A 25,935-nucleotide genomic window follows, 5' to 3' on the forward strand; every position below is an offset into this window, starting at 1 on the left:
TTATTCTGTAACCTCCTCACCAAGGTAAGCTTCAATAACCTTTGGATTGTTACGAATTTCTTCGGGGGTTCCATCCGCTATTAATAGACCATGATCCAATACATAAATTCGTTCACAAATGCCCATTACCAATCCCATATCATGCTCAATTAGTAAAATAGTCAAATCGAATTTCTTTCGGATTAATGCTATTAATTCCATAAGGTCCTTCGTTTCTTGTGGATTCATACCTGCTGCAGGTTCATCAAGAAGCAGTAGTTTTGGACCTGCAGCTAATGCACGTGCAATTTCAAGTCGACGCTGCATTCCATATGGTAAGTTTTTAGCTAATTCGTCTCTATATTTATCTAGACCAAATATTTTCAAGAATTCAATCGATACTTCTTCCATTTTGGCTTCTCCAGAAAAAAAGCTAGGTAAACGAAATACTGAACTGAATATGGAGTGCTTCGCTAACGAATGATTTGCTACTTTAACATTATCTAATACAGATAATTCTTTAAAGAGACGAATATTTTGGAATGTACGACTGACACCACTTTTTGTTACTTGGTGCGGTGACATATTATTTGTTCGCTTACCATCAAACAAGATTTCACCTTCAGTCGGTTTATACACACCTGTTAGCATATTGAAGCTCGTCGTTTTACCGGCACCATTCGGTCCAATTAAACCAATTAATTCGCCTTGAAATAACTCTAGATTCAACCCTTGCACTGCCTTTAATCCACCAAATTGAATACCGACATTTTCTACTTTCAGAAGAAGGTTATTGGTCATCTAGATTACCTCCTTTAGAACGCTTACCCAATTTAAAATAGTCTGTAATCTCTTTTGTACCCATCAAACCTGATGGACGATAAAGCATTACGATAATTAACACTAAACTATAAATAATCATACGCGTTTCTGGGAATTCTGTTAGATACATTGAGACAACTGTCAAAAGTATCGCTGCAATAATTGCACCTGACAAACTCCCTAAACCACCTAATACAACGTAAATTAAAATATCAAAAGATTTTAAAAAGCCGAATTGCGAAGGTTGAATGATATAGAAGTTATGTGAGAACAAACCACCTGCAAGCCCAGCAAAGAATGAACCTAACGCAAAGGCAACAACTTTATAATAGGTTGTGTTAATCCCCATAGCATCTGCTGCAATCTCGTCTTCACGAACAGCTATACATGCGCGACCATGCCTAGACTTAGTAAAGTTTGCAATAATAATGACAGTAATGAAAACACCAAAGAATGCATAAGTCCAAGTAGTCATTTGTGTAATCTGCATACCTGCTGCGCCACCAACATAATCCGTATTCAGGAAAATTATACGAATGATTTCAGCAAAACCCAGCGTAGCAATTGCTAAATAGTCACCTTTCAATCGTAAAGATGGAATACCAACAACTAATCCTGCAAGTGCTGCTACAACTGCCCCAATAAATAATGCAACTGGGAATGGTAGGTCAAAATGCATTGTACAAATTGCCGAAATGTAAGCACCTACTGCTAAGAATCCCGCATGACCAATCGAGAATTGTCCCGTAATCCCTATGACCAGATGCAAACTTACAGCCAAAATGATATTAATGGCAATCGTGATCAATAAATTTGAGTAATACATATCCAATTGATTACTAGTAATCATGAATTGAACAATGGCGTAAACAATAAGGGCAATGATTGCATATAGCCAAAATACTTTAGACTTTTTCATAAGTACCACTCACCTACACTTTCTCACGGGTGTTTTTACCAAAGATACCCGACGGTCTAAAGATTAAAATTAAGATTAAAATGACAAATGCTGCGGCATCTCGCCATAAAGAGAAACCTAGAGCACTAACAATTGACTCTACAACACCTAGTACCATACCACCAGCCATTGCACCTGGGATAATACCAATTCCCCCAAGCACTGCTGCTACGAAAGCTTTAATCCCTGGAATAACTCCCATTAATGGGTCAATTTTTGTATAATATACACCGAAAATTACACCTGCTGCTCCAGCTAAAGCTGATCCAATAGCGAAGGTCGCAGAGATTGTATTATCTACATTGATGCCCATTAAACGAGCTGCCTCTACATCATGTGATACTGCACGCATCGCCTTACCAATTTTCGTTTTATGTACAATAAATTGTAAAATAATCATTAAGCTTAATGAGACTGACAATATCATAATTGACTGAGCACTAATCTGTGCGCCCAAAAAATTGAATGTACTTTTTGATAAGACATCTGGATACGCCTCTGGTTGAGCTCCGCGGAAATAAATTACACTGTATTCGATTAATAATGACACACCGATTGCTGTGATTAACGCAGCTATTCTCGTAGCATTCCGAAGCCTTTTATACGCAATACGCTCAATGAGTACCCCAAAAATCGCACAGACTACCATCGCTAAAAGCAATGCTGGAAAGAAACCTAAGCCCCATCCTGATATTGCATAAAACCCGATAAATGCACCTATCATAAATACATCACCGTGTGCAAAGTTAATTAGCTTGATAATACCGTAAACCATCGTATAACCTAATGCGATAAGTGCATAAATACTACCGAGTGAAATACCGTTTACTAGTTGTTGCACCCATTCCATAAAATCTCACTCCTTTTAAACCCGCATTGGGTAAGTTAAAACGCGAAAAGGGAGGTCAGTGCCTCCCCTTTCTGTAAGAAAATCATTAAGGATTAACTTTAGAGTTGAACACTTGTTTACCGTCTTTAAATTCAAGAACCGTTGCTGTTTTTACTGGATGATGATTTTCATCAACTGAGAATGTACCTGTTACTAATGGCAGATCTTTTGTAGCTGCTAAAGCTTTTTGAACTGCTTCACCATCTGTCGACCCTGCACGTTCTATAGCATCTTTTAACCAATAAACAGTGTCATAACCAAGAGCGTTAAACGCATCTGGTGCTTTATCTTTATTTGCTGCTTTAAATGCTGATACGAATTTTTGGATCTTTTCATCTGGATCTTCAGAAGAATAATGGTTAGTAAAGAATGTGTTATTTAATGATTCTTTACCAGCTAACTCAACCATTTTTGGTGAATCCCAACCATCACCACCCATAAGAGGTACATCAATACCTGCTTCACGAGCTTGTTTTACAATCAAACCAACTTCTTCATAGTAACCAGGAATATAAATGAATTCTGGTTTTTTAGCTTTTAAACGAGTCAAAATAGATTTGAAATCTGTATCTTTTGCGATATATGCTTCTTCAGCAACTACCTTACCACCATTAGCTTCTACTGTTTCTTTAAAAGATTTAGCTAAGCCTTTTGCATAGTCACTAGAACTATCAGCATAAATTGCTACATTCTTAAGATTTAGAGTTTTTGTTGCAAAATTTGCTGCAATTTTCCCTTGGAATGGGTCAATGAAGCACGTACGGAACGCATAATCATTGACAGATCCGTCTTCGTTTACTGTTACAGTCGTAGATGTAGCAGATGGTCCAATAATCGGCATTTTATTTTTATTTGCAATTTGCACTGCCGCTACTGTATTACCCGATGTTGCAGAACCAATTTGTGCCACTACCTTTTCTTGAGTTGCTAATTTAATTGCAGCTGACGTTGCTTCAGCTGCATCTGATTTGTTATCAATTTTAACGGGTATAATTTGTTTACCATCAATACCGCCTGCATCGTTAATCTCAGCAATTGCTAATTCTGCCCCTGCTGCAACACCTGAACCGTAAGACGCTACACCACCTGATAGCTCTAAGTTCATACCGATTTTAATTCCGTCACTGTCTTTCCCACCGCTACTACTACCGCCGCTAGTTGCATCATCTTTTGCACCACAGGCTGCTAAAGCACCTATGATCAATGAAGAAGCTAGGAATACTGAAGCAAATCTTTTTAGTTTGTTTTTTGATATCATATGAATCCCCCTTTAAGTATAATACTATATTTTTAGATATTTCTGATAATTATAAACAATTAGATTACTATAAGCAATACAGTAAAATAATTTTTAATATAACATCCGTTTTTTACATATATAGAAGTACATTCAATATATTAAAACACTCTCCATTTACGTCTATATCATTTATCAATTTTCTAAAAATACTCTTATATATTATGTTGATATTATTAATTCATACTATTTATTTACCATTTTCCTTTTCAAATAGTATATTTATGTCATTTCAAATTAATAAAGAAACCTCGAGAAATATAATCCCTCGAGGTTTCTTTATTAAAATTAGCTATTTTCTTTTTTTGATAATTTTCCTGGCCAAAATGCGAAGCGTCCAGAAACCGTCGTTAATGCTGGTACTAATAATGGACGAACGATAAATGTATCTAACAAAATACCAATTGCAGTCACAACTCCAAATTGTACAAGTACCTGAATCGGCAATGTTGCTAATACAGCAAAAGTCCCCGCTAAAATTAGTCCTGCAGATGTAATGACACTACTCGTATGCACAACACCGTCAGCTACTGCATCCTTATGACTATGAGTCCGTCGTTTCTTCCATATCTCTGATACCATGAAAATATTATAATCTTCACCTAATGCGACTAAGAATACGAAAGAATACAGTGGAATAGATCCTTGAATTGCGTCTGCTCCAAAACCATAATGCAACACTAGCCATCCTGCACCCAGTGCACCTAAAAACGAAAGAACAACAGTACCTAATAGATAAACAGTTGCTGTAATTGACCGCAAATACACTAATAATAGTAACGCTATGATAGCAATCATTGTCGGCATAATAACTGATTCATCTCGGGCAATCGTCGTTTTTGTATCATATTGAGTGGCAGTTTCGCCACCAATCCAAAAACTATTTGTGGGATTCTCTATATCAGCTTCTTTTAATAACAAATTAACTTCCTTCTTCAAATCAGGAATGTACTCTAATGATTCAGCAGAATATGGATTATCAGATAGTGTTAATTCATACAACTGAATATCTTTATTATTACTACCTTGACGCACTTCACTTACGCCATCTATAAAATCTAATTTAGCTAGATTTTTTTGTATATTTACATCCTTACCTTTTGTATCAACAATCACCTTCACTGGAGCGAGTTCTCCAGGAGAAAAATTGTCTGAAATAAGCTTAAATCCTTCTCGTGATTCCATCTCTTCCGGGAATGAAGAAAGAATATCAAAAGTAAATTGTACTCGTGGCACGAAAGCCGCTAAGCCTCCAAGTAAAATTATAGTTGCCGTAATAACAAGCCAAGGCCTATGCGTTACCAAATGACCCACTTTACGGCTAAATTTATGCTGTGGTTTCGGTTCTTTATAAGGTGTATTTTTATGCCTAGCTCTAGCTTTTTCCATATCCACTGTACGTGGGACAAACGGATAAAATGCTACACGTCCAAATAGAACTAGTAATGCTGGTAATAACGTTAGTGCTGCAACTCCCATTATTAATATTGCAAAACTAAATGGCACTGCAAATCTTTGGAAAGATCCATAATGTGCGAGTCCAAGCGTGCCTAGACCAATAACAACTGTCAAAGCACTCATTGCAATAGCACCGCCTGAATCTCTAATAGCAAGTTTCATCGCGTTGTACTTATCTTCTTCCACTAGTAATATTTCACGATATTTTGATATTAAAAATAAACAATAATCTGTTCCTGCCCCAAATAGTAGAACGGTCATAATTGATACGGCCTGCGCATCTTTACTAATCCATCCTTGCTCTGCAAAGAAACCTAATGAAGGACTAATAATCCCATAAGCAAATCCAACGATAATAAGTGGAATTATTGCTAGTAGCGGTGATTTGTATAACAAAATAAGTAGGACTAAAACAAGTAATACTGTTGCAATCATTAGTTTAATATCTGCTGAAGAGAACAAACTAACTGCATCAATTTGAATTCCAACTGGTCCTGATAGACGTAGTTGCAACTCATCGCTACCTAATTTTGCAACAAATGGGTCTTTCCCTAATTCTTCTTTTACAAGTTTTTTAAATTCATCTGTGCTTTTTTCAAGGTCGTCTGTAATAGCATCTTTATCAAAGAAAATAGGCGTTACAATTGTTGTACCATTTTCAGATGCACTTGCAGCTAAAGCTTTGGGTGGTAACTTACCTAATGGAGGTAATACTGTTTGTTGTTCTAATGGGTTATCAGCTAATTTCTTATATACATTTTGAATAGCTGAATAATCAGCTTTCGATAATTTCCCATCCCTATGCCATACAACTAATAATGGATTACCCGAGTTATCGGAAAACTCCTGTTCGATTAACTTAGTAGCTTGTTGAGACAATGCATCAGCTGGAACATTTTCAGCTGATGCATTATCAATACTGTTTACTTGTGGCCACATGAATGATAAAACCGTTACGAGCAATACCCATGTTATAAGTGCAATCCAACGTGACTTCTTTCCTCCAACTAATTCTCCCCATGCTTCTAATGGATGTTTTTTCACGTTTTACCACCTTCCTAATGCATTTGCTTTTATTATATATACTGGTTAGTTAATTTTTCAAGTGGTTTAAATTAATATGCTATAATATACGTAAAATAACCAAGTAGGAGGCGTTCAAGTGAGGCCGAAATCACGTAGCCTTGGGAGACCTCGTCAAAACCAAACTACAAAACCAACAAAAACGATTATTTTAGATACAGCAACAAAATTATTTATTCAACACGGCTATAAAATTGTTTCCATGGATGATGTCGCGAAAGAATGTGACATTACAAAAGCGAGTGTTTATTATTATTACTCCTCGAAAGCAGATTTATTTACAGATGCTATGGTTCATATGATGCAGCGAATTGCTTTGAGTATTTCACAAATTTTAGCAACAGATGCACCTTTAAAAGCAAGATTATATCAGCTTGTTAAAATTCAGTTATCCGCAACAATTGATGTCGATATGGGAAGCTTTATGCGAGATGCCAAAACGCATTTATCCGATCAACAGCTACAAATGATGAAAGAATCTGAAGAGCAAATGTATAAAGCAATGGAAAATGTATTAATAGAAGCTATGAACAAAGGTGAAATGCCAAAGTTCGACCCTAAATTCGCCACACACTCCTTCATGTCTTTATTAAACGTAGGAAATTACCGAGATGCAGAATCGCAGCCCATATTCCCTTCTATAGATGAAGCGACAAAACAAATTGTTGATTTTTATCTTAGAGGTTTAGGTGTTCAATAAAAATACCTAAACCTTTTTATTTTTGAACAATATAAAATAAAGACTGGCCAATACTATACCAAATAAAAGGTGACCAACTATCCACACAACTAAAGCTTCAATCGAGGTAAAGTCAGGTGTTCTATTAGATAGTACTGTCGTTGGAAAATACACTAAAGCGATTAATACCGATACCAAAACCACTACAATTAATTGATGTCTTTTTATTAATTTTTTAAAGTAAATTATGTATACCATAAAAGCCGATAACCCAACGGCAATAAGTAGATGCAATAGAAATTCCACAGTTTCCGGATAATTATACTTTCCCAAAATGGGAATAAAATCAATATTCAACAACAATGTGTACACTCTTATGTTGAAAGTGACTTCAACATATTTAAAAAGGAAGCCTAGGAAAAGACCTGCGATAGTACCTGCAATAATACTCTTTATTAAGAAATCTTTTTTTCTCACTACAATCACCCTTTCCTAATTATTTACTGGACTACAAATGGAGGTATTACTATAAAAAAAATAATCGTTTGGTTCAGAAAAGATTTAAGAATCCACGATCATGCCGCACTTTTTGAAGCTGCTCAACAAGGATATATAATACCTGTTTTTATTTGGCCATCTGATCAAGAATTCGATTATACGGATAGTATTGCTGCAAAATGGTCACTTCATCAATCATTAATTTCGCTGAAACAAGATTTAGCAACAAAAGGAATACCTCTTATTATACGTAATGGCAATATCCAAAATGAGTTATTGCAGCTTATAAAAGAAACTTCTGCTGACGCGGTTTTTTATAATAGATGCTACGAACCTTTCATGGTGCAATCCTTATTTGAGATTGAAATACAACTTTCTAAGTCCAAAATTGAAGTACAATCATTTCCCGGTAATCTTCTCTATCAACAATGCAACATTTTAAATAAAAACCATGAACCATATAAAGTATTCACTTCTTACTGGAAGAGAACTATGCAAGAGCATGTACCCACTCCTTATGCCATTCCGAAGATGACTTCTACTCTAGATACATTACCTAAATCATTAGAAATACATGAACTACAATTATTATCACCTAACAGCTTAGAACCTAGGCTAGATCTACATTGGGAAATGGGGGAACAAGCAGCGATTAGTCATTGGACAGAGTTTCTGGAATATGGACTTAATAAATATGAACGCTATAAAGATTTGCCTAGCGCACAGGCTACATCACTTCTATCTCCTTATTTAGTTTGGGGGAATATTAGTGTGAAATCGATTTGGCATTCTATTCAATCTCACGAAATACAAGGTCCATCTACTGAAACGTTTTTAAGACAACTGGTTTGGCGTGATTTTGCATATGATCAGCTAATCCGCTTCCCTTCTATGCCTAAAAAGCCATTGCGAGAAGCATTTAACACTTTTCAATGGGAAGGTACATCAAGTGATTTCAACAAATGGACGTTAGGACAAACTGGTTATCCATTAGTGGATGCTGGTATGCGGGAATTGCAAGCGACAGGCTATATGCATAATCGAGTACGAATGGTAGTTGCTTCATTCTTGGTTAAACATTTACTAGTTCCCTGGACAGAGGGATCTAAATGGTTCGCGCAAAAGCTAATCGATTTTGATGTCGCCAATAATGCTATGGGCTGGCAATGGACAACTGGCTGTGGCATTGACTCTGCTCCCTATTTCCGTATCTTTAATCCAGTCGCTCAAGGCAAACGTTTTGATCCAAATGGCGATTACGTTCGTCAATGGATACCCGAATTGAAGCATCTTCCCAAAAAATTTATTCATCAACCATGGGAAGCCTCGGAAGAAATATTAGCATTAGCACATATAGAATTAGGTAAAGACTATCCTTTCCCTATTGTTGAACATAATTTTGCAAGAAAACGTGCTCTACAAGCTTATAATCTTATAAAAAAAGCTTAGTTCCCATGTGAGAACTAAGCTTTTTTATAACTCTTCTTTTGCTACATTTTTCAACAATTTATTTTGGATGGCCAAATATTGATCGACCTCTTCCTCACTTAATACGCTGAAAAGTTCCAATGCTAAATCATGTCCCTTTGACTGGGCATCAATTAACACCTTACTTCCCATTTCTGTAATAGCTAATAAAACATGACGACGGTCATTAGCATTATATTGACGTTCCGCAAAGCCATTTTTTACTAACTTTGTTGCAATATTCGTCATAGCGCCTGGCGTATAACCGAGTTTATCTGCTAAAACAGTCTGCTTTTGTGGTCCGTTTATCTTTAACTCACTCAGAGCTAATATAGGTGATATGCCTATATTATGTGGAAACATTTGTGAAAATCGAATGATATTAGCATTGTTAACTAATTCAACTGCATGTATAAGTTTAAAAATATTCGTGTCTCTCAATTTGTCCTCCCCTGATTGCAGAAAAACTTATCTAAGCATTATTGATCCACCGTCAGCCATAATTGTTTGACCAGTAATATATTGAGAATCCTCAGAAGCTAAGAATACTGCTACGCGACCGATATCATTTTCAACATCACCAAAACGTCCCAAAGGAATTTTGTTTTTAACTGTTTCATAATATTCTGGTTGTGCTTTTGCCCAAGCTTCTACACCTTGTGAATTTGCAAGCGGTCCAATTATGTTAACGTTGATACCGAAACGGCCCCATTCGTTAGCAGCTACACGTGTAATACCACGAATTGCTTCTTTAGCTGCAGCATATACACCTTGCGTTTCATGTCCAGCTAAACCAGCACCTGAAGCAAAGTTAATAACATTTCCTTTTGTTTCCTTCAAGTATGGAAGTGCAGCTTGCATTAAATAGAATGTTGCGTAGAAACCTGTCCCAAATGATAGATCAAGATCTGCTTGAGTTGTTTCCTCAATAGATACTTGTTTTGATGCATGAGCATTGTTTACTAAGACATCAATTTTACCATATTTTTCGGCGACTGTCTTCACGATATTGCCTAAATTCTCACGATCCATAAGGTTAGCTTGGATAAATGATGATTTTGGAGAAATTTCTTGTAATTCTTTAGCCATTGCTTCTCCAGCTTCTTCATTTAAGTCAACGATTGCAACGATTGCGCCTTCTTTAACCATTGCTTTTGCCATACCGCCACCGATACCGCCAGCTCCACCAGTAATAATTACTACTTTTTCATCTAATTTTCTCATTTATCACAACTCCTTTTATCCACAAATATATTTTAACATTAAAATATTTATTAGTGAAATGTAAAGTTCTTCTTTAAAGAGCCTATTTATTCATAAAAGTTATACGACATAAGTCTTTACAGTAACTTTTTATGGATATAATTTACATATAATTAAATACTAATATTCGCTCATTTACATTATGAATGGAAACTTCTCTAAGAAATATCTCATTCTCTAATTCAAAATTAGTCTCATATTGTAAAAACTGCACATAATCTATTGATGGATAATATAAAATAAGGCTAGTTTGACGAGGCTCCAATTCAATTGAGCGTAATATATTATTTACAACTTTACGGAATATTTGAACTGAAAATGGATTAAAAAAGAAAAACACATTATCTTTTTTCTGAACTAAATAATCTTGTGCTAACACACATTCAAAATCAATTGCACCATTTTTCACACTGTGTTTCTTCATATATTGAACTTTATTCGTTAAAGCATTTTCATAAAAAGTTGAATTCATTTCAACCCCAACAACATTTGTATGAAAGCGGTGATGCACATAAAAAGGTACACGTCCTTTACCACACCCCATATCCACCACACAATCCGTACTTTCAAGACTATATTTCTCAAAAAGTTGTTCTAGTGCGGCGTATGGCGTAGGCTCATAGCGGTGGTAATGCGTCAATGTTGGATAGCCATACTGATTGCCTGTAGTCTCAATTTGTAAAAGCTGATCAAATTGTAGTTCATTCATATTTTGTTCACCCAATCTTTAATATTAAATATTTCACAATTAAAACTTTTGATTATCTAATAATTTTAACTTATAATGGTCTCACAATTTAATAATAATTTAACGGAAGGGAATTTGTGAATTAAACGACTTATTTAGCAAAATGAGCTTCCTTCATTACTAGTAGTGGTGCTGTAATTGGTGAGAATCATTCGTTTTTATGCTGAAGAAACCGTTCGTTCAATGAGGAATCGTACATTACAAACGAACTCAATATTGGAATTCAACTTCCTAAGGCAACGACTTCGTGATTCACATCGTGCAGATTTGAATCTGAAAACCTTTCTAATAATTGTTCGAGAAGTTATAAATGAACTCTAGGGTCTAGCAACGGAGGCTAAATTCTTTTATTCATTTACTAACTCACTCTTCTCAATCCGTTTTTATTAAATGCTTAAATGAGCCGTGAACTTTGGATTTCAAAATCTGAAGAATAAGTTCCGCTTATTTAAATGTTTCAACGACAAAATACCTTTTTTTTAAGCTAGCTGCTCGACACAGCTAGCTTCTTTTATATTCTTTGAGTTATATTTTATTAACTTCAACAAAAATCTAACTACTTACTTTATTAATAATCGGAGGAAGACATACATATAAGAAATTCCACTAACATCAGTTGATTTAGTTAACAGCACTAACCACTAACTTTTTAAATAACAAAAGGTTGCCATAGATTGATGTGCTATACAATCAATTGGCAACCTTTTGTCTCTTTTAAAGAGTAAGTTGGGTGGGTTCTCTGCCAGTACCGGTAATCTGGTACCGGCAGTGATTATTCATTTGTTACTTTTATCGTCTGCGTTTAAATAGGAAGACGAAAATCGTGGCTATAATTAGGCATCCAATAGCTATAGAACTTATTATAGTCGTGTCTCTTGAATAACCCTTTATTTGCTGATTTTCTTTATCGGGTACACCTAGATTCTGCACACCATCTCCTCCACGACCACCTTGCATACCATATGGAGGTTGTCCTCTTTCAGGCATATTGTTTGGATCAAAATCTTCGCTACCAGGTAGATTTGGTATACCCTCTTCTTTGGTTTCCGCGTTAGTTTTTGCGGTAGTATCTTTATCAGCATTTGTATTTAGTTGATTTTTTTGATTTACTTTATCACCTGTAGAGGTGGATGAATCTACAACCAATTCACCTGATAGTTGTTTCAAAATTGATTGTGAACGTTGTTTTGCAAATTCAGGTAAGCTACTATCACCTGTTACTGCCGCTTTAAATTCTTCCGTTGTATAAAATTTCGTTGGATCTTTTTCAACATAAGGAGTGATTAATTTTGCAATTTTAGCAGTCTCTATTGCAATTTTATCCTCTGTTAAATATTTTGTAGCGATATCATTTAAATATTCTTCATATTTTTTACGATATTCATCATTTGATAGTAGAGCATTTAATAATGGACGCTCTTCTAAAGACGTCCCAGAGACCGGTGTTGTTACACTGAAATTGATACTTGAATCAGAAATCAACTGACCATTTCCTGCGCCCATACCTCCACGTTTTTCGATAACATTTTTATCCTTAGTGACATCTGATGTTCCGTTAGCCTCTTTTATGTTTGATTCAGAAGTTATTGTAGTGTCTGTTGATGCCTCTTGATTAGCATTATTTGTAAGAACTTGATTAGGTCTTACTTCTTCATTTTCCTGTGGTGGCTGCATTTGTCCACCATCACTAGGTGGTTGACCTTGCGCATCTTCTGGAGGTGTAGGCATACCCTTCATATCCATTTGTTCATCACTATTTGAGCCTGCTTGAGCTTTACTCTCAGTAGTTGATTTTGTTTCAGAATTGCCATCATCTTTAGTAGCTAAAGAATCTTTTTCTGTATTTTCGTTAGTGTTTTCTTGGGGTCTATCACGGCCGCCACGGCCGCCACCGCCTCCCCCTGCACCAAAACCTCCAAAGCTCATATTGTAATCCCAAGGAATAATGGAGAACTTGCCTTTTTCTTCATATAAATAATAGTTATGCTTCATGTTACCTTGATAACTATCTAGGTTTACTAGTGCTGTATTTGTTGCAAAATAGCGCAACATATTGTCCACATCAACTGTGTTTTCAATACTAGCACCTTTATTGTTAATAGCACTTAAGAAATTAATCATCGCTTCTTCATCAGAATCATCTGTACTTGTTTTTGCATTCAAACCAGTGTAATCATCGATATCATCACTAATCCATTTCAAATCACTGCCTGTACCATCTGGTTTGTATAATGACCCGGTATTGGTTAAGAAATTTCTGGCTAGAAAAGTTTCGTCCACTTGTTCAACACCTAGGAAAAGTCCTCTATCTTCACCATTCACCCTTACATACATATATGAGTATGAGGGTGTTGGCAAGCCCATTTCTTCCATTAGCTGATAAGAAAGATATTCTCTCATCAGCGTTGCATCACTATAATTGTTGTTTACATTCAGCTTCTTCAAACCATATAAACTTTGCTCGTCATTGTAATAATCAAAGTCGATTTTCAAGCTGTATCGATCTGAATCTTCATCACTTGCCACCTCGCGCAACGACAAATTACCTTTTGTACGTACACCGACATGTTCAAGTATTTTTCCATTTACAGTAACATTTGCTTCTTTAATTTCCTCATCAAGCGGATTATCTAACATGTCTTGCCAATCCTTATCAGAAATTTCAAGATCGACTGTGGTTACTTTATCTTTGTTAAATACCTTATTTGTATAAGTTGTTTCTGTATTCTTGGAATTCAAAGAAAGATTGGGTAAGATTCCTACAGCGCATATGAACACAATCACGAGTACAGCGAGAATGCCGTATACTACTCTATTTTTGATCATGCTGTAACTCCTTTACGATGATTTGTGGTCCTTGTATCAAGCAGTGAAGTTACCATCGTAGCTAAGCATTACTGCTGATTTCACACCTTGAATAGCTGTTAAATCATTCATGAATTTTGAATCGTTTTCTTTTACTCGAATTTCGTAAGTTACTTCTAACTCTTCACCAGGCATCACTGATTTTGATTTTAATGCGTGTTTTTTTGATTGAGATGAAATAACTTTTTCCATAGCATTTTCAACTGTTGAATCTGCATATTTTATGATTAATAAATATGGATTTTCAATTGTGATTCTATTGACGAATAGTACTAGCACTAAGCCAATTAATATTGATCCTAGGATTACTAATGGAATAAACCCGGCACCACATAAAATACCTGATACGATAGACCAGAATAAAAAAACTAAATCCATCGGGTCTTTGATAGGCGTTCTAAAACGAACAATTGATAAAGCACCGACCATACCAAGGGACAAAAGGACATTTGAAGAAATACCCATAATAATAAGTGCTGTGGCCATTGTCATAATCATTAAAGAAATATTGAAAGTGTGTGAATAAATTACACCAGAAAATGTTTTTTTATATACTGCGTAGATAAAAAGGCCAATGATAAATGCGACAAAGAGTCCGATTAATGCATCTGTTAGCGAGAAAGCTGACGTTTTCTCTATAAAGCTTGATTTGAAAATATCTGTGAAATTTGTTGCATCCATTATTAATTCCTCCAAAAAGTATTAACCGTACATACGGCTTAATTGATATTTTGAATATGCATCAGGTCTACGATCCATAATTTGCAACATCATTTTGATAACATCCGGTAAATATTCATCGTATTTCACTTCTAAAATTACTTGTGTTGGATCAAATACAGATGCCATAGGTAAATCTGGATTAAAAATATCTGTATTACGAAAACTTGTTTTAATTTGGCCATCAAATGTCACACGTACATTCCCATATGGGTAAACATACGCTTCGCGAACATAATCAACAACTGTCATCGGCCTCAATTGATATAAAGACATTTGAATAAATAATTCACGAATAAGTTGGCGTTCATCCTCTTCCATCCAGTCTATCTGTCCAATGCGCATTGATTCATATTCATCACATGAAATACGGCATTTTTCCTTAAAAGTTAAATTGTTTCGTTTACTTTTCTTTTCAAGATTAATGAATGCTGAATTATGGCCGTAAATACGGATGCGATATTTATCACGTTTGAAATAACCTTCTTTTTTCTCATTCAAAATTTTGTTTTCAAAGTTATCGAAATACACGCTACGAATTAAATACTTCCCATCACCACCAGCATGCGCATCAAGTTTCATCACATGTTGTAATTTATTACGTAAAATGGTGTAATCCATTAGTGAGATGGCATGTTTGAGTTCTTTTCGACCTTTAACAGTAAACTCATCTTGATATCTCATATTTTCTTGCTCCCTTTATCACTTATTTCCCATCAGCTAAAGCATTTTCGATTTCATAATCCTCATATAAAGATGACAGCCATGTTGAATAATTGGCATTTATTTTTTCGTTCATTAAAGCTGTTTTTACATCATCCTTTGAGTTTTCAAATGTAGCTTCCTTTGCTGCTTTTTTACCTGTAACTTGAATAATGTGGTAGCCATAATCTGTTTTAATAGGCTCGCTTATTTCATCCACTTTCATGGAAAAAGCAGCTTTTTCAAAACTTTCGTCCATTACACCTTTTCCAAAATAGTCTAGGTTACCCCCATTTGAAGCACTTGCTGTATCAGTTGAATACTCACTAGCTAGTTCTGCAAAGTCTTCACCTTTTTTAATTTTCTTCTCTACCTCTTTTGCTGTTTCTTTATTTTCAACTAATATATGACTGGCTTGTACTTGTTCTTCTTGAGAAAAAGTATCTTTATTTTCTTTAAAATAGTTTTTTAGCTCTTTTTCGGTAATATCTATTGTTGGTTCTATTAATTTTGTAGTTGTTAAATACGTCTTGATGTTGTCCTTTGCATCTTGTAATGTCATAGCGTTAGATTCTAAAGCAGCTTCAAATGCCTCTTGACCACCATAAGAATTTTGCAAGTCATCTAGCTCCGCTTGAATCTCTTTATCTGAAACAGTAATCTTTTTCTTTGCAGCTTCTAGTTCAATGACTTTATTTGTGATCAGTGTACTAAGTACATCTGTCCCATATTGAGAAACGAGTTCTTTATTTAACTCTGATTGGGTTATTTTTACCCCGTTAATTTTGGCGACGTAATCATCTTCCTTTGGTACTGTTACATAGTAGGTAATTAACGCCATTAGAAAAATTAACGGGATTCCGATAACGAGTATAAGGCGTTTACCCTTCCCTTTTTTATCTTCTGATATTTCGTTTGTCATTTATTTCATCCTTCCTTATGTTCTGTTCTTTACAAAACCTACTTTACAGAATCAATGTGTCAGCTAAATGTCGGGATTTATATTTATGAAAGAAAAAAATCCAATTCGACTTTATGATCGAATTGGATTTTTTGTTCATTATCATTTATTTACTTTTGGAATTATTAATTTGAATGTTGTACCTTTCTCAGAGCTTTCTACCAGTTGTAGATCGCCATGGATGGATTGCGCCATCATTTTACTAAGCGGTAAACCTAAACCTAAGCCCCTCACTTCGTATTTCTTATTTTCACCTCGATAGAAGCGTTCGAAAACTAGATCCTGTTCTTCCTTTGGGATACCTCTTCCATAATCAGATACAGTAATAACAACCGATTCCTGCTCATCATGCAAAACGACTTTAATATTGCCTTGCCCTTTCATAGCTTGTTGAGCGTTTGTAAATAAATTAGTGAAAATCTGTTGAAAACGAATAGCATCGATATTCACTGATACTAACTCTTTTAATGTGGTGAGTGTTAACTGGATATCGTCAGTGTCCTGCATTAGCCTCCATTGATTAACTACGTCTTTTGCCATTTGGTTAATCTCAAGTTTTTCAAATTTTACAGGAATAGCGTTCACAGCAAATGAGTTGAATGCCAATAAATCGCCAACCATAGTTTTTAATTTTGATGTTTCATTTATCGCCATTTTAACAAATTCACGAGCATCATCACCTGAAACAACTCCATCTTGAATCGCTTGTAACAGACCACTAATAGAGGTTACAGGTGTTTTTAGTTCATGTGTTACACCTGCTAATAATTCAGTTCGCATTGACTCAAGTTGTTCTAAGCGCATTGCCATCTCTTTAAATGAACGAACAAGTTCATACACTTCTTCTTCCTTTAGATTTTCAGGAAGTTTGATATTATAGTTGCCCTTTTGTACTTGTTTTGCTGCGGCAGCAACCTCTTTAATTGGTGTAGCTAACCTTCTTGATAAAAAATAAATTGCACCTAAACCTAGCAAAGCTAAACTACCTATCATAATCGCCAACTGACCATACTCTTGATTTAAATGTGTAAGTCTCTCTTTTGATTCTACAATCACTACCCAACCGACTTGTTCATCGGCAATTTCAATTTTCTTCTTTACTGCATAAAAAACTTTTGACGTTCCCTTATAAGTAAGTTTCTGTACCTCATCACTAGACGATAATATATCAGCTTGAATACTTTGCTCTTGCGGTCCTTTAGGACGATTACTTGAAATAATTTTACCTTCAGTATCTACTATATAAATGACCGGCTTGATATCCATATTCATAAAACGATCCCGCTCTCTGAATAGTCCAGGATTCTCACCCTTTGGAATTCCTGCATCAACATTATCTGAGATGCGGTGAGTCGTTTCCTCTGCCATGAACTCAATCATATCCAAACGATATGCTAGTGTTGTATGACGTAACCAGATTGCTGATATAAACGCAATAATCGTTAGCCCTATACAAAGAGTTAACAAATAGCGCGTAGTCCAATAGCGCGTTAAGGATACCCTTTTCTTTTTATGGTTTTTTAACACTTAACTGATACCCCAATCCACGAAGTGTCTTTATTTCCCCTTCTTCGGCAGGCCAGTCTTGTAGTGATCTACGTAATCTCTTTATTGCTAAATCGACTGCGCGGTCGCTACCGTCATATTCCCATCCCCACACTTGCTCAATTAATTGATCTCGTGTAAATGTTTGGTTTGGATGCTCTGCTAGAAACATTAATACTGACAAATCTCTTGGTGTTAAATCTATTTCTTGATCAATCACATGTACATCATGTGATTGTAAGTTAATTTCTAAGCTACCAAATTTCCTTTTAAGGGCCTTATCACCTTGTGTTCTTCTTAAAACGGCTTTTACGCGTGCAACAACCTCTTCAGCAATAAATGGCTTTGTAATGTAATCATCGGCACCTTCATTTAGCCCTTCAAGACGATAATTGACTTCTCCTAAAGCTGTTAACATGATAACTGGACAAGTACTTATTTGACGTATTTCCTTTAAGATCTCCCAACCACTTTTTCTAGGGAGCATAATATCTAATAACACGAGATTAGGATTAAATTCATGGAATTTCTTAATTGCATCAGAACCATCATAGACCTGCTCTGTTTGAAAATTCACCTTTTGTAAATATGCCTTGAGCACTTGGCTAATCGCAAATTCATCTTCTACAATGAGTACTTTATCCATACAAATCCCTCCAAATCGCAGTTAATTTCTTTTTTCAAACATTATAGCATTCCAATACGTCAACTAGATGTCATAGACAACTACCCCAAAATTAAATAGACATTGGAAAACAAAAAACTCCACTAACATCGCCGTTAGTGGAGTCCATTATATTTTATTAAAAGCTTGTCCGACTTGTAATAGATGCGAGTGAAAATAAGTCTTTCACTAAGCTATTTATCGCACTGAATCTTCTGGTGTGTCAAAGTAGGCGGCAGCTTTTTCATAATCGAAGCGACCTTCCCATTTAGACATAACAATTGTAGCAAGAGAGTTACCCACTACATTTACAACTGTACGGGCCATATCAAGAATACGGTCAATACCAGCGATAAACGCTAAACCTTCAAGTGGAATTCCTACAGTACCAAGAGTTGCTAATAATACTACAAAAGATACACCTGGTACGCCTGCAATACCTTTAGAAGTAATCATTAATACAAGCATTAATGTAATTTGCTCTGTAATACTTAGATCAATACCATACATTTGTGCAATGAAAATGGCTGCAATCGCTTGGTATAACGTAGAACCATCTAAGTTAAACGAATATCCAGTTGGTATTACAAAAGATACAACATCCTTTGGACTACCGAATTTCTCCATTTTTTGCATCACTTTTGGTAATACAGTTTCAGAGCTTGAGGTAGAGTATGCTAAAATCAGCTCATCTTTTAATACTCTAAGCAAACGGAAAATATTAATACCAACAAGCTTTGCAATCGAACCTAATACTACGATAATAAAGAATATCATAGCAGCATAGACTAAAATCGCTAATTTCCCTAACGGAATTAATGATTCTAAACCAAATTTTGAAACGGTTACTCCGATTAATGCGAATACACCAAATGGAGCAAATTTCATAACAGTGTTTGTTACCCAGAACATAGCGTCTGCTGTTCCTTGGAAGAAAGCAAGAACTGGTTTCCCTCTCTCACCAATAGAAGCTACACCAAGTCCAAATAATACAGAGAAGAAGATTACTGCTAACATGTCCGTATTAGCCATAGCATCAATGATATTCGTTGGAACAATATTAATAATTGTATCAGCAAAACTATGACTTTGAACTTCTTCAGTTGTATGTAGATATTGAGAAATATCACCTTTAGTGATAGCGCTCATATCTACACCAACACCCGGTTGGAATATATTAGCAACCAATAAACCAACAACAATTGCAATTGTTGTTACAACTTCAAAGTAAATAAGTGTTTTTATTCCTAATCTACCAAGCTGTTTAATGTCACCTGTTCCAGCAACACCTAAAATTAATGTAGAAACAATAATCGGCACAACGATCATTTTAATCATATTCAAGAATATTGTACCAATTGGTTGTAAATAAGTTTCAACCTTTGGATTACCGTAGAAAATTGCACCTACTGTAATACCTAACACAAGCCCGATCAATATTTGGACAGCTAAACTTATCTTAAATTTTTTCTTCATCAATAAGTCACCCCTTTGTTCTGTTTTACTTTTTACAGAAAAAGCCTTATTCACATTTTATTAACGACTTATCAAATCCGACAGAATCCGACATTTATTTAATTAAAAAATTTTGAAATATAATAATTATATTGTTTTTCCACTAACTATTCTACCTATTTAGGTGGATGTTGATACTTCTCTAAAGACTCTACATATAACACTTGTAAGAACTTCTTCACATTCACTTTTATCTTCCTAATCATTTTAGAATCCTCTTGAATCGAACGCATACATGTTCGAATTTCTGAGAACTCAAAGTAGCGTGGCGCATAATATTCAAACTCGGGGTTTGTATAGTCGACAACACCCAAAGTTGCTAAATTATTCATTGCGGCCAATATCGTTCTACGAATGCGTTGCTCAATGGCCTTACTTTCTTTCATTATCTCAACACCGTTATTCTTTGTTTCAGATGCAAGTTCCTCATACAAATCCTTTAAAGCCGGCAATTGCATGGAAGATTCACTACGATTAATCAGCAATTCCATTATGCATAGAATGTCATCACTTCCTACTTCCCCTACAATACCCATATCATTCAAAATGGATAACACTACATCTCTTATAGTTCGATGCGTCTCTTCTTTCGTGGTCTCTTCAAAATTTACTAATGATTCACGAATCGTGAGCAGTGATCGTTTTAATAAAAAGCGCTCTGCTGTTTTCTTTAAGACGTTTTGCACTTCCACTCGATTGATGGGTTTATGGATAAAGAACTCTACGTCTTTTTCGTATGCTTGTCCTACCATTTCCTTATTAACGACTTGTGAAATCATCACAAAATGACCTTTAAATCCTTGCTTCCCCAATTGTTCTATTGTTTCAATACCATCTAAATTTGGCATTAATAAATCGATTAATACCAGATCAGGATGGCTTGACAAAATAAGTGGCAATGCACTTTCTCCACTATCAGCCTCCCCAATTACTACCCCCAAATCACCTTCAATAATTATTTGTTTCAGCATTCGGCGGCTAGCTGCATCATCATCTACTATAAAATAACGCAGGATTATTCAACTCTCTTTCGAATATTCTTCGTTGGTATTTCGATTCTAAAAACCAAGCCAATTCCAAGATTTCTAACGGAAATATCCCCTTCAAGCATTTGTACAATTTCGCGAACGTGTGATAAGCCAATTCCAGTTGCTGCAACACCTTGCTTATTGTATTTCGTCGTAAATCCTGGTTCGAAAATAACATCTAAATCTTCTTTAGATAAGCCTTTGCCAGAATCACTTACTTTAAAGCACGTTTTCATTTCTATATCAGACACCTCAATTGAAATTTCACCAACATCATCTATTGCCTCAACCGCATTTGCTACAAGATTATTGAGCATAGCTAATAACGGAATTTGTTGATTCGTTTCAAAATCGGTGGATATTTTCACATGAAAAACAATTTGTTTACCTAATAACTCACTATATTTCTTATTGGCCGTTGTAACAAAATCCAGTAAATTCGATAAAAAATATACATCATTTGTTTTTTTAAGCGTGATGTTTGATAAACCCGAGAATATACGCTGAGCATCTTTCTTTACTTCATGAATTTCTTGGGCAATATGCAAAGCCTTCACACTTAGCTCTCTTTGCTCAATGTCCTTTAATTTACGATATAGATCATAGCTAGAAGCTGTAATTTTCTCTACATGATTCATTGATTTTTGTAAATATAACGTCTCTACATATAAACCTGAGTCTACCGTTAGCTTTTCCTCTAATCGTTTATGTTGCTCTGAAATAACGACTGAACTATATAAACCTACGACAAAAAAACTTCTCAATAAAGCAACTGCACTTAATAGTCCCAGATCATATAGATCAATATTCGTTTCACCTATTAAGAAAGAGCGAATGATATGCTCTGCACTATTCCCTACAATTTCAAGAAGTGTTGCATATATGCCTAAGCGCAATGGTTTATCTTGATACTTTTCAACGCCAAATATTCGAAAACCACTAGAAAAAATAAAGTAATAAATAAAGGCGGGAGCATTTTGCTTTAAGCTTTCCGTAAAATCAAACAAATTAAACGCTACATCATTCATAATTCGGAATAAAACTACCGTTAATCCCGTAACAATCCCAGCCCTTATAATTGCATAAGGCGGTCGGATTAATATAAGTAAAAGGAACATAATGCTCCCAAGACCAAATCTAAAATTCTCTCCATTGAAAGGTGCCACTTTTATCTCACTGCTAATAGCTGTCAAAATAGCGATGAGAATTATCCATATCAACTCGGACTTCCTCCACCTAGTACTTAAATTGGTCATTAGAACTCTCCTATAATAAATTACCAATAAAAATGCATTTGCTTAAAAATCTCTATTTTATGAAAACGCAATTACTAAGCCATTTTACCATTGTTCTATTTACAAGGAAAAACATTTACTTAATGCTCTTCTTATATCAAAAAAATAATCTTTAAGTTAAACAAATATTGTGGTCAATTCAAGGAACGCGAGGACTTAAGTTGTTTACTAATGAACTGTTTAAATTCTTAATATTTTTCTCCAAAGATATTAAATGCAAATTCCAAGGTAATAGGAGGATGAGTAGAAAAAGTTAAAATACTAAATCTCTTCGTTCTAGTTCTCAATTTAGTGACAGATGAGTGCTTATGCAGTTAGATTGGTCATTTATGGTTAAGGAAATACCTTCATATAAAAAGCATTGTTTTTCTATATTATATTAATTTTTCAATTAGCTTCCTTTTATAAAAAAATAAAAACCCGATTAAACAGTCAGTTGTTGTACTGGCTTTATCGGGTTTCTTTTTTATACTATATAATTGGTTGGCTAGTAGTACTAATCCTGAAATTAACAACATACTTTAACATTCCATCATTTTTGCAATTAACTTCCGATTACGTTTTTTAAACAACTCGTTATGTGAGGACACCATTCCAACACCACTTGCTTCAGGTTCAATATACTTCTTAGCCTTATTTACTGCATTTGCTGCATCTTGGAAAGCGCCAGCAATTAAATTCACTTTACCTTCATATTTCACAATATCACCTGCTGCATATAAACCTGCTACTGATGATTCGCCAGAAGAGTTACTTTCAATATAAAAGTTATCCGCAATATCAATTTCAACTTCGCTATTTTGAAGTAAAGATGCATCTTGTTCAAAACCATGATTAATAATGACTTCATCAATTTCTACATACTCTACTTCATTATTTTGATGATTTGTTAATTCTACTTTTTCAATTATTTCTCGATTATCACTAGCAATAAATTTTGTAATAGATGTGTTAAAGAAGGATGTAACTGTGCTTTCTAATAAATGATTCACTTGTGATTCATGTCCATTTAGTTGATCTTTTCGATATGTCAAATATACCTTTTTGGCTATTGGCTCTAATTCATTTGCCCAGTCAATCGCTGAATTACCACCGCCAGAAATGATGACCGTTTTATCTTTGAAACGTTGAATGGATTTTACTGTATAATTCAAGTTCGATACTTCAAATTTCTCTGCACCTTCAACTTGAATTTTCGTTGGGTTCAAGATACCACTTCCAACTGCAACTATTATCGTTTTGGAGTAATGCTTGTTTCCTGAAGCTGTCGTTAATTCAAAAAGATTTCCATCATTTTTTACAATAGATTCTACTTTTTCATTTAGAACAACAGTTGGATTAAACGTTAATCCTTGTTCGACTAACTGCTCTATCAATTGCTCTCCAGGAAGTGGCTTATGTCCCCCTACATCCCATATCATTTTTTCTGGATAAACATGTAATTTACCGCCTAAATAAGGTTGATATTCAATGATTTTTGTTTTCATTTCACGTAATCCACTATAAAAAGTTGAATATAATCCTGCTGGTCCTCCACCAATGACAGTAACATCGTATAACTCTTCTAGCTCCATATATTAACACTCCTAATTTGTATAAAAAAATTTATGTATCTATCTAATGTCATCATTTCAACAAATTAATTGACTTTCAATATCATTGACCTTATATTTAAGCATGTGCAATGATACTGAAATTCATTCTCAATTGTAAACTATTAATTTTATTTTGTAAACGGAGGTTAGTCATATCATGGTTCGCCTATATACAGATGACTTAAGCATTGGTTATGGTGACCGTTTAATTGTCAAAGAATTGAGTATATCAATTCCTGATAAGAAAATTACAACGATCATCGGCGCAAATGGTTGTGGTAAATCAACGCTTTTGAAAACAATGACTCGTATTATTTCACAGCAATCAGGTGCAGTCTTGCTAGATGGTGAAAATATTGCTAAGCAAAACACGAAGGACTTAGCGAGTAAAATGGCTATTCTCCCTCAAACACCAGAGAGTGTTAGTGGATTGACCGTCGGAGAACTTGTATCCTATGGAAGATTTCCTTATCAAAAAGGACTAGGTCGACTAACAAAAGAGGATTATGACGTCATTGAATGGGCTCTCGATGTAACAGGAACTACTGAATTCAAATATCGCTCTGTTGACTCATTATCAGGCGGACAGAGACAACGTGTTTGGATTGCCATGGCGCTTGCACAAGAGACAGAGATTATTTTCCTTGATGAGCCAACAACTTATCTAGATTTAGCTCATCAATTAGAAGTTCTCAACCTTTTACAAAAGTTAAACGAAGAACAAGAACGTACTATTATCATGGTATTACATGATTTAAACCAAGCAGCACGTTTTGCTGATTATATTATTGCTTTAAAAGATGGAGAAATCGTGAAGGCAGGAAATTGCGAGGATGTTATTACAGCTGATGTACTTGAAAAAGTATTCGCGATCGATGCCCATATCGGAAAAGATCCTAGAACAAACAAACCAATGTGTGTCACATATGATTTATTAAAAGGAGCAGAAAAATGAAAAAGTTATTTTTTCCATTCTTATTATTATTCGTTCTAATCATTGCCGGTTGTGGCAATAAAACTGAAGATAAAGCTGAGGATACTTCAGCAGATAAAAACAATGAGCCGAAGACGATTACATATGAATCTGAAAATGGCCCAGTAGAAGTGCCAGCTAACCCACAAAAAGTAGTAGTATTAGGTTCTTTTGCAGGTAACGTAATGTCACTTGATGTACCACTTGTAGGGGTTGATGCTTGGGCAAAAATGAATCCTCGCTTTGATTCAACTTTAAAAGATGTTGAAGAAGTAACAGATGAAGATATAGAGAAAATTATAGAACTTGAACCAGACTTAATCATTGGTCTTTCAACTGCTAAAAACATTGATAAACTAAAAGAAATCGCTCCGACAGTAACATTTACTTACGGAAAAGTAGACTACCTTACACAACATTTAGAAATTGGTAAATTATTAAACAAAGAAAAAGAAGCAAAAGCATGGGTTGATGATTTTAAAGAACGTGCTGCTATTGCAGGTGATGAAATCCGAGCTAAAATCGGGGAAGATACAACAGTTTCTGTCATTGAAAATTTCAATAAAGACCTATATGTATACGGCGATCACTGGGGCCGTGGAACAGAAATTTTATATCAAGAAATGAAATTAAAGATGCCTAAAAAAGTAGAAGAATCGGTCTTAAAAGACGGCTATTATGCTCTATCTCAAGAAGTCTTACCTGATTATGCTGGTGACTATGTTATCTTAAGTAAATTCTCGGATAGTGATAATTCATTCCAAAAAACAGAAACATTTAAAAACATTCCTGCTGTTAAAAATGGGCATGTATATGAAGTAAATGCTAATGAATTCTATTTCAATGATCCGCTAACTCTAGAATATCAATTAGAATTCTTCAAAGACCATTTCTTAGGAAAATAAGTATTACTAATTTTAAAATAGGAATG

23 protein-coding genes are annotated in these 25,935 nt (G+C 35.0%); 4 read left to right on the forward strand and 19 right to left on the reverse strand.

The window, feature by feature from the left end; all coding sequences use genetic code 11:
- The 5 genes from ACQKM9_RS09930 to ACQKM9_RS09950 all read right to left on the reverse strand — a co-directional run bounded on the left by ACQKM9_RS09930 (position 1) and on the right by ACQKM9_RS09950 (position 6,447).
- Complete coding sequence (locus ACQKM9_RS09930; protein WP_427734207.1) at positions 1–780, reverse strand: ABC transporter ATP-binding protein; 780 nt, start codon at positions 778–780, stop codon at positions 1–3.
- Positions 770–1,720 (reverse strand): branched-chain amino acid ABC transporter permease, encoded by a 951-nt coding sequence (locus ACQKM9_RS09935; RefSeq protein WP_427734208.1) that lies wholly within the window; start codon positions 1,718–1,720, stop codon positions 770–772. Before ACQKM9_RS09935 ends, ACQKM9_RS09930 begins: the two co-directional genes overlap by 11 nt.
- Before the next feature lie 13 nt (positions 1,721–1,733).
- Positions 1,734–2,609 carry a branched-chain amino acid ABC transporter permease gene (locus ACQKM9_RS09940; protein WP_427734209.1) on the reverse strand — a complete coding sequence of 292 codons (876 nt, stop codon included), beginning with the start codon at positions 2,607–2,609 and terminating at the stop codon, positions 1,734–1,736.
- Between the two features lie 85 nt (positions 2,610–2,694).
- Positions 2,695–3,906, reverse strand: a complete 1,212-nt coding sequence (locus tag ACQKM9_RS09945) for an ABC transporter substrate-binding protein (RefSeq protein ID WP_427734210.1) — start codon at positions 3,904–3,906, stop codon at positions 2,695–2,697.
- Positions 3,907–4,233: 327 nt separating this feature from the next.
- Entirely contained in the window at positions 4,234–6,447 is a 2,214-nt protein-coding gene (locus ACQKM9_RS09950; protein WP_427734211.1) for an MMPL family transporter, read from the reverse strand.
- A gap of 118 nt (positions 6,448–6,565) precedes the next feature.
- On the opposite strand from ACQKM9_RS09950, the gene ACQKM9_RS09955 reads away from it, so the two are divergent.
- Entirely contained in the window at positions 6,566–7,186 is a 621-nt protein-coding gene (locus ACQKM9_RS09955) for a TetR/AcrR family transcriptional regulator (protein WP_427734212.1), read from the forward strand.
- A 6-nt stretch (positions 7,187–7,192) separates the two neighbouring features.
- Here ACQKM9_RS09955 and ACQKM9_RS09960 read toward each other — a convergent pair whose 3' ends face one another.
- Positions 7,193–7,642 carry a hypothetical protein gene (locus ACQKM9_RS09960; protein ID WP_427734213.1) on the reverse strand — a complete coding sequence of 150 codons (450 nt, stop codon included), beginning with the start codon at positions 7,640–7,642 and terminating at the stop codon, positions 7,193–7,195.
- A 90-nt stretch (positions 7,643–7,732) separates the two neighbouring features.
- Here ACQKM9_RS09960 and ACQKM9_RS09965 point away from each other — a divergent pair, with 90 nt between their 5' ends.
- Positions 7,733–9,112 (forward strand): cryptochrome/photolyase family protein, encoded by a 1,380-nt coding sequence (locus ACQKM9_RS09965; protein ID WP_427734307.1) that lies wholly within the window; start codon positions 7,733–7,735, stop codon positions 9,110–9,112.
- Positions 9,113–9,136: 24 nt separating this feature from the next.
- On the opposite strand, the gene ACQKM9_RS09970 is transcribed toward ACQKM9_RS09965, so the two are convergent.
- The 13 genes from ACQKM9_RS09970 to ACQKM9_RS10030 all read right to left on the reverse strand — a co-directional run bounded on the left by ACQKM9_RS09970 (position 9,137) and on the right by ACQKM9_RS10030 (position 24,010).
- Complete coding sequence (locus ACQKM9_RS09970; RefSeq protein ID WP_038178946.1) at positions 9,137–9,571, reverse strand: MarR family winged helix-turn-helix transcriptional regulator; 435 nt, start codon at positions 9,569–9,571, stop codon at positions 9,137–9,139.
- 27 nt (positions 9,572–9,598) lie between these two features.
- On the reverse strand, positions 9,599–10,354 hold the full coding sequence (locus ACQKM9_RS09975; protein WP_427734214.1) for an SDR family NAD(P)-dependent oxidoreductase: 756 nt from the start codon (positions 10,352–10,354) through the stop codon (positions 9,599–9,601).
- A gap of 142 nt (positions 10,355–10,496) precedes the next feature.
- Entirely contained in the window at positions 10,497–11,102 is a 606-nt protein-coding gene (locus ACQKM9_RS09980) for an SAM-dependent methyltransferase (RefSeq protein WP_427734215.1), read from the reverse strand.
- 828 nt (positions 11,103–11,930) lie between these two features.
- Positions 11,931–13,967, reverse strand: coding sequence for a CotH kinase family protein (locus ACQKM9_RS09985; RefSeq protein ID WP_427734216.1), 2,037 nt, complete (start codon positions 13,965–13,967; stop codon positions 11,931–11,933).
- Between the two features lie 36 nt (positions 13,968–14,003).
- A complete protein-coding gene (locus ACQKM9_RS09990) occupies positions 14,004–14,687 on the reverse strand; it encodes a DUF4956 domain-containing protein (RefSeq protein WP_427734217.1) in 684 nt (227 codons plus the stop codon).
- 21 nt (positions 14,688–14,708) lie between these two features.
- Positions 14,709–15,410: a polyphosphate polymerase domain-containing protein gene (locus ACQKM9_RS09995; RefSeq protein ID WP_427734218.1), complete on the reverse strand. Its 702-nt coding sequence runs from the start codon at positions 15,408–15,410 to the stop codon at positions 14,709–14,711.
- Between the two features lie 22 nt (positions 15,411–15,432).
- On the reverse strand, positions 15,433–16,350 hold the full coding sequence (locus tag ACQKM9_RS10000) for a peptidylprolyl isomerase (RefSeq protein ID WP_427734219.1): 918 nt from the start codon (positions 16,348–16,350) through the stop codon (positions 15,433–15,435).
- Positions 16,351–16,491: 141 nt separating this feature from the next.
- On the reverse strand, positions 16,492–17,916 hold the full coding sequence (locus ACQKM9_RS10005; protein WP_427734220.1) for a HAMP domain-containing sensor histidine kinase: 1,425 nt from the start codon (positions 17,914–17,916) through the stop codon (positions 16,492–16,494).
- Positions 17,900–18,580: a response regulator transcription factor gene (locus ACQKM9_RS10010; RefSeq protein WP_427734221.1), complete on the reverse strand. Its 681-nt coding sequence runs from the start codon at positions 18,578–18,580 to the stop codon at positions 17,900–17,902. The genes ACQKM9_RS10005 and ACQKM9_RS10010 overlap by 17 nt, the downstream gene beginning before the upstream one ends.
- 216 nt (positions 18,581–18,796) lie before the next feature.
- The gene (locus ACQKM9_RS10015) at positions 18,797–20,074 is read right to left on the reverse strand and encodes a cation:dicarboxylate symporter family transporter (RefSeq protein ID WP_427734222.1); all 1,278 of its coding nucleotides are present in this window, start codon (positions 20,072–20,074) and stop codon (positions 18,797–18,799) included.
- Between the two features lie 155 nt (positions 20,075–20,229).
- Positions 20,230–21,126: a response regulator gene (locus ACQKM9_RS10020; protein ID WP_427734308.1), complete on the reverse strand. Its 897-nt coding sequence runs from the start codon at positions 21,124–21,126 to the stop codon at positions 20,230–20,232.
- Between the two features lie 2 nt (positions 21,127–21,128).
- On the reverse strand, positions 21,129–22,361 hold the full coding sequence (locus ACQKM9_RS10025; RefSeq protein WP_427734223.1) for an ATP-binding protein: 1,233 nt from the start codon (positions 22,359–22,361) through the stop codon (positions 21,129–21,131).
- Positions 22,362–22,957: 596 nt separating this feature from the next.
- Positions 22,958–24,010, reverse strand: a complete 1,053-nt coding sequence (locus ACQKM9_RS10030) for an NAD(P)/FAD-dependent oxidoreductase (protein WP_427734224.1) — start codon at positions 24,008–24,010, stop codon at positions 22,958–22,960.
- Between the two features lie 178 nt (positions 24,011–24,188).
- Between ACQKM9_RS10030 and ACQKM9_RS10035 the strand changes: the two genes are divergently transcribed.
- The gene (locus tag ACQKM9_RS10035) at positions 24,189–24,986 is read left to right on the forward strand and encodes an ABC transporter ATP-binding protein (protein ID WP_427734225.1); all 798 of its coding nucleotides are present in this window, start codon (positions 24,189–24,191) and stop codon (positions 24,984–24,986) included.
- Complete coding sequence (locus tag ACQKM9_RS10040; protein WP_427734226.1) at positions 24,983–25,909, forward strand: iron-hydroxamate ABC transporter substrate-binding protein; 927 nt, start codon at positions 24,983–24,985, stop codon at positions 25,907–25,909. Before ACQKM9_RS10035 ends, ACQKM9_RS10040 begins: the two co-directional genes overlap by 4 nt.
- The last annotated feature ends 26 nt before the right edge of the window (positions 25,910–25,935 follow it).

Origin of the sequence: Viridibacillus sp. NPDC093762 (assembly GCF_050279675.1) — a bacterium.
In the GTDB taxonomy this organism is placed as follows: domain Bacteria; phylum Bacillota; class Bacilli; order Bacillales_A; family Planococcaceae; genus Viridibacillus.

Coding starts and splice junctions, on each gene's coding strand:
- ACQKM9_RS09930 (WP_427734207.1), bottom strand. CDS start 780: ATGACCAATAACCTTCTTCTGAAAGTAGAAAATGTCGGTATTCAATTT.
- ACQKM9_RS09935 (WP_427734208.1), bottom strand. CDS start 1,720: ATGAAAAAGTCTAAAGTATTTTGGCTATATGCAATCATTGCCCTTATT.
- ACQKM9_RS09940 (WP_427734209.1), bottom strand. CDS start 2,609: ATGGAATGGGTGCAACAACTAGTAAACGGTATTTCACTCGGTAGTATT.
- ACQKM9_RS09945 (WP_427734210.1), bottom strand. CDS start 3,906: ATGATATCAAAAAACAAACTAAAAAGATTTGCTTCAGTATTCCTAGCT.
- ACQKM9_RS09975 (WP_427734214.1), bottom strand. CDS start 10,354: ATGAGAAAATTAGATGAAAAAGTAGTAATTATTACTGGTGGAGCTGGC.
- ACQKM9_RS09980 (WP_427734215.1), bottom strand. CDS start 11,102: ATGAATGAACTACAATTTGATCAGCTTTTACAAATTGAGACTACAGGC.
- ACQKM9_RS09985 (WP_427734216.1), bottom strand. CDS start 13,967: ATGATCAAAAATAGAGTAGTATACGGCATTCTCGCTGTACTCGTGATT.
- ACQKM9_RS09990 (WP_427734217.1), bottom strand. CDS start 14,687: ATGGATGCAACAAATTTCACAGATATTTTCAAATCAAGCTTTATAGAG.
- ACQKM9_RS09995 (WP_427734218.1), bottom strand. CDS start 15,410: ATGAGATATCAAGATGAGTTTACTGTTAAAGGTCGAAAAGAACTCAAA.
- ACQKM9_RS10000 (WP_427734219.1), bottom strand. CDS start 16,350: ATGACAAACGAAATATCAGAAGATAAAAAAGGGAAGGGTAAACGCCTT.
- ACQKM9_RS10010 (WP_427734221.1), bottom strand. CDS start 18,580: ATGGATAAAGTACTCATTGTAGAAGATGAATTTGCGATTAGCCAAGTG.
- ACQKM9_RS10015 (WP_427734222.1), bottom strand. CDS start 20,074: ATGAAGAAAAAATTTAAGATAAGTTTAGCTGTCCAAATATTGATCGGG.
- ACQKM9_RS10030 (WP_427734224.1), bottom strand. CDS start 24,010: ATGGAGCTAGAAGAGTTATACGATGTTACTGTCATTGGTGGAGGACCA.
- ACQKM9_RS10035 (WP_427734225.1), top strand. CDS start 24,189: ATGGTTCGCCTATATACAGATGACTTAAGCATTGGTTATGGTGACCGT.
- ACQKM9_RS10040 (WP_427734226.1), top strand. CDS start 24,983: ATGAAAAAGTTATTTTTTCCATTCTTATTATTATTCGTTCTAATCATT.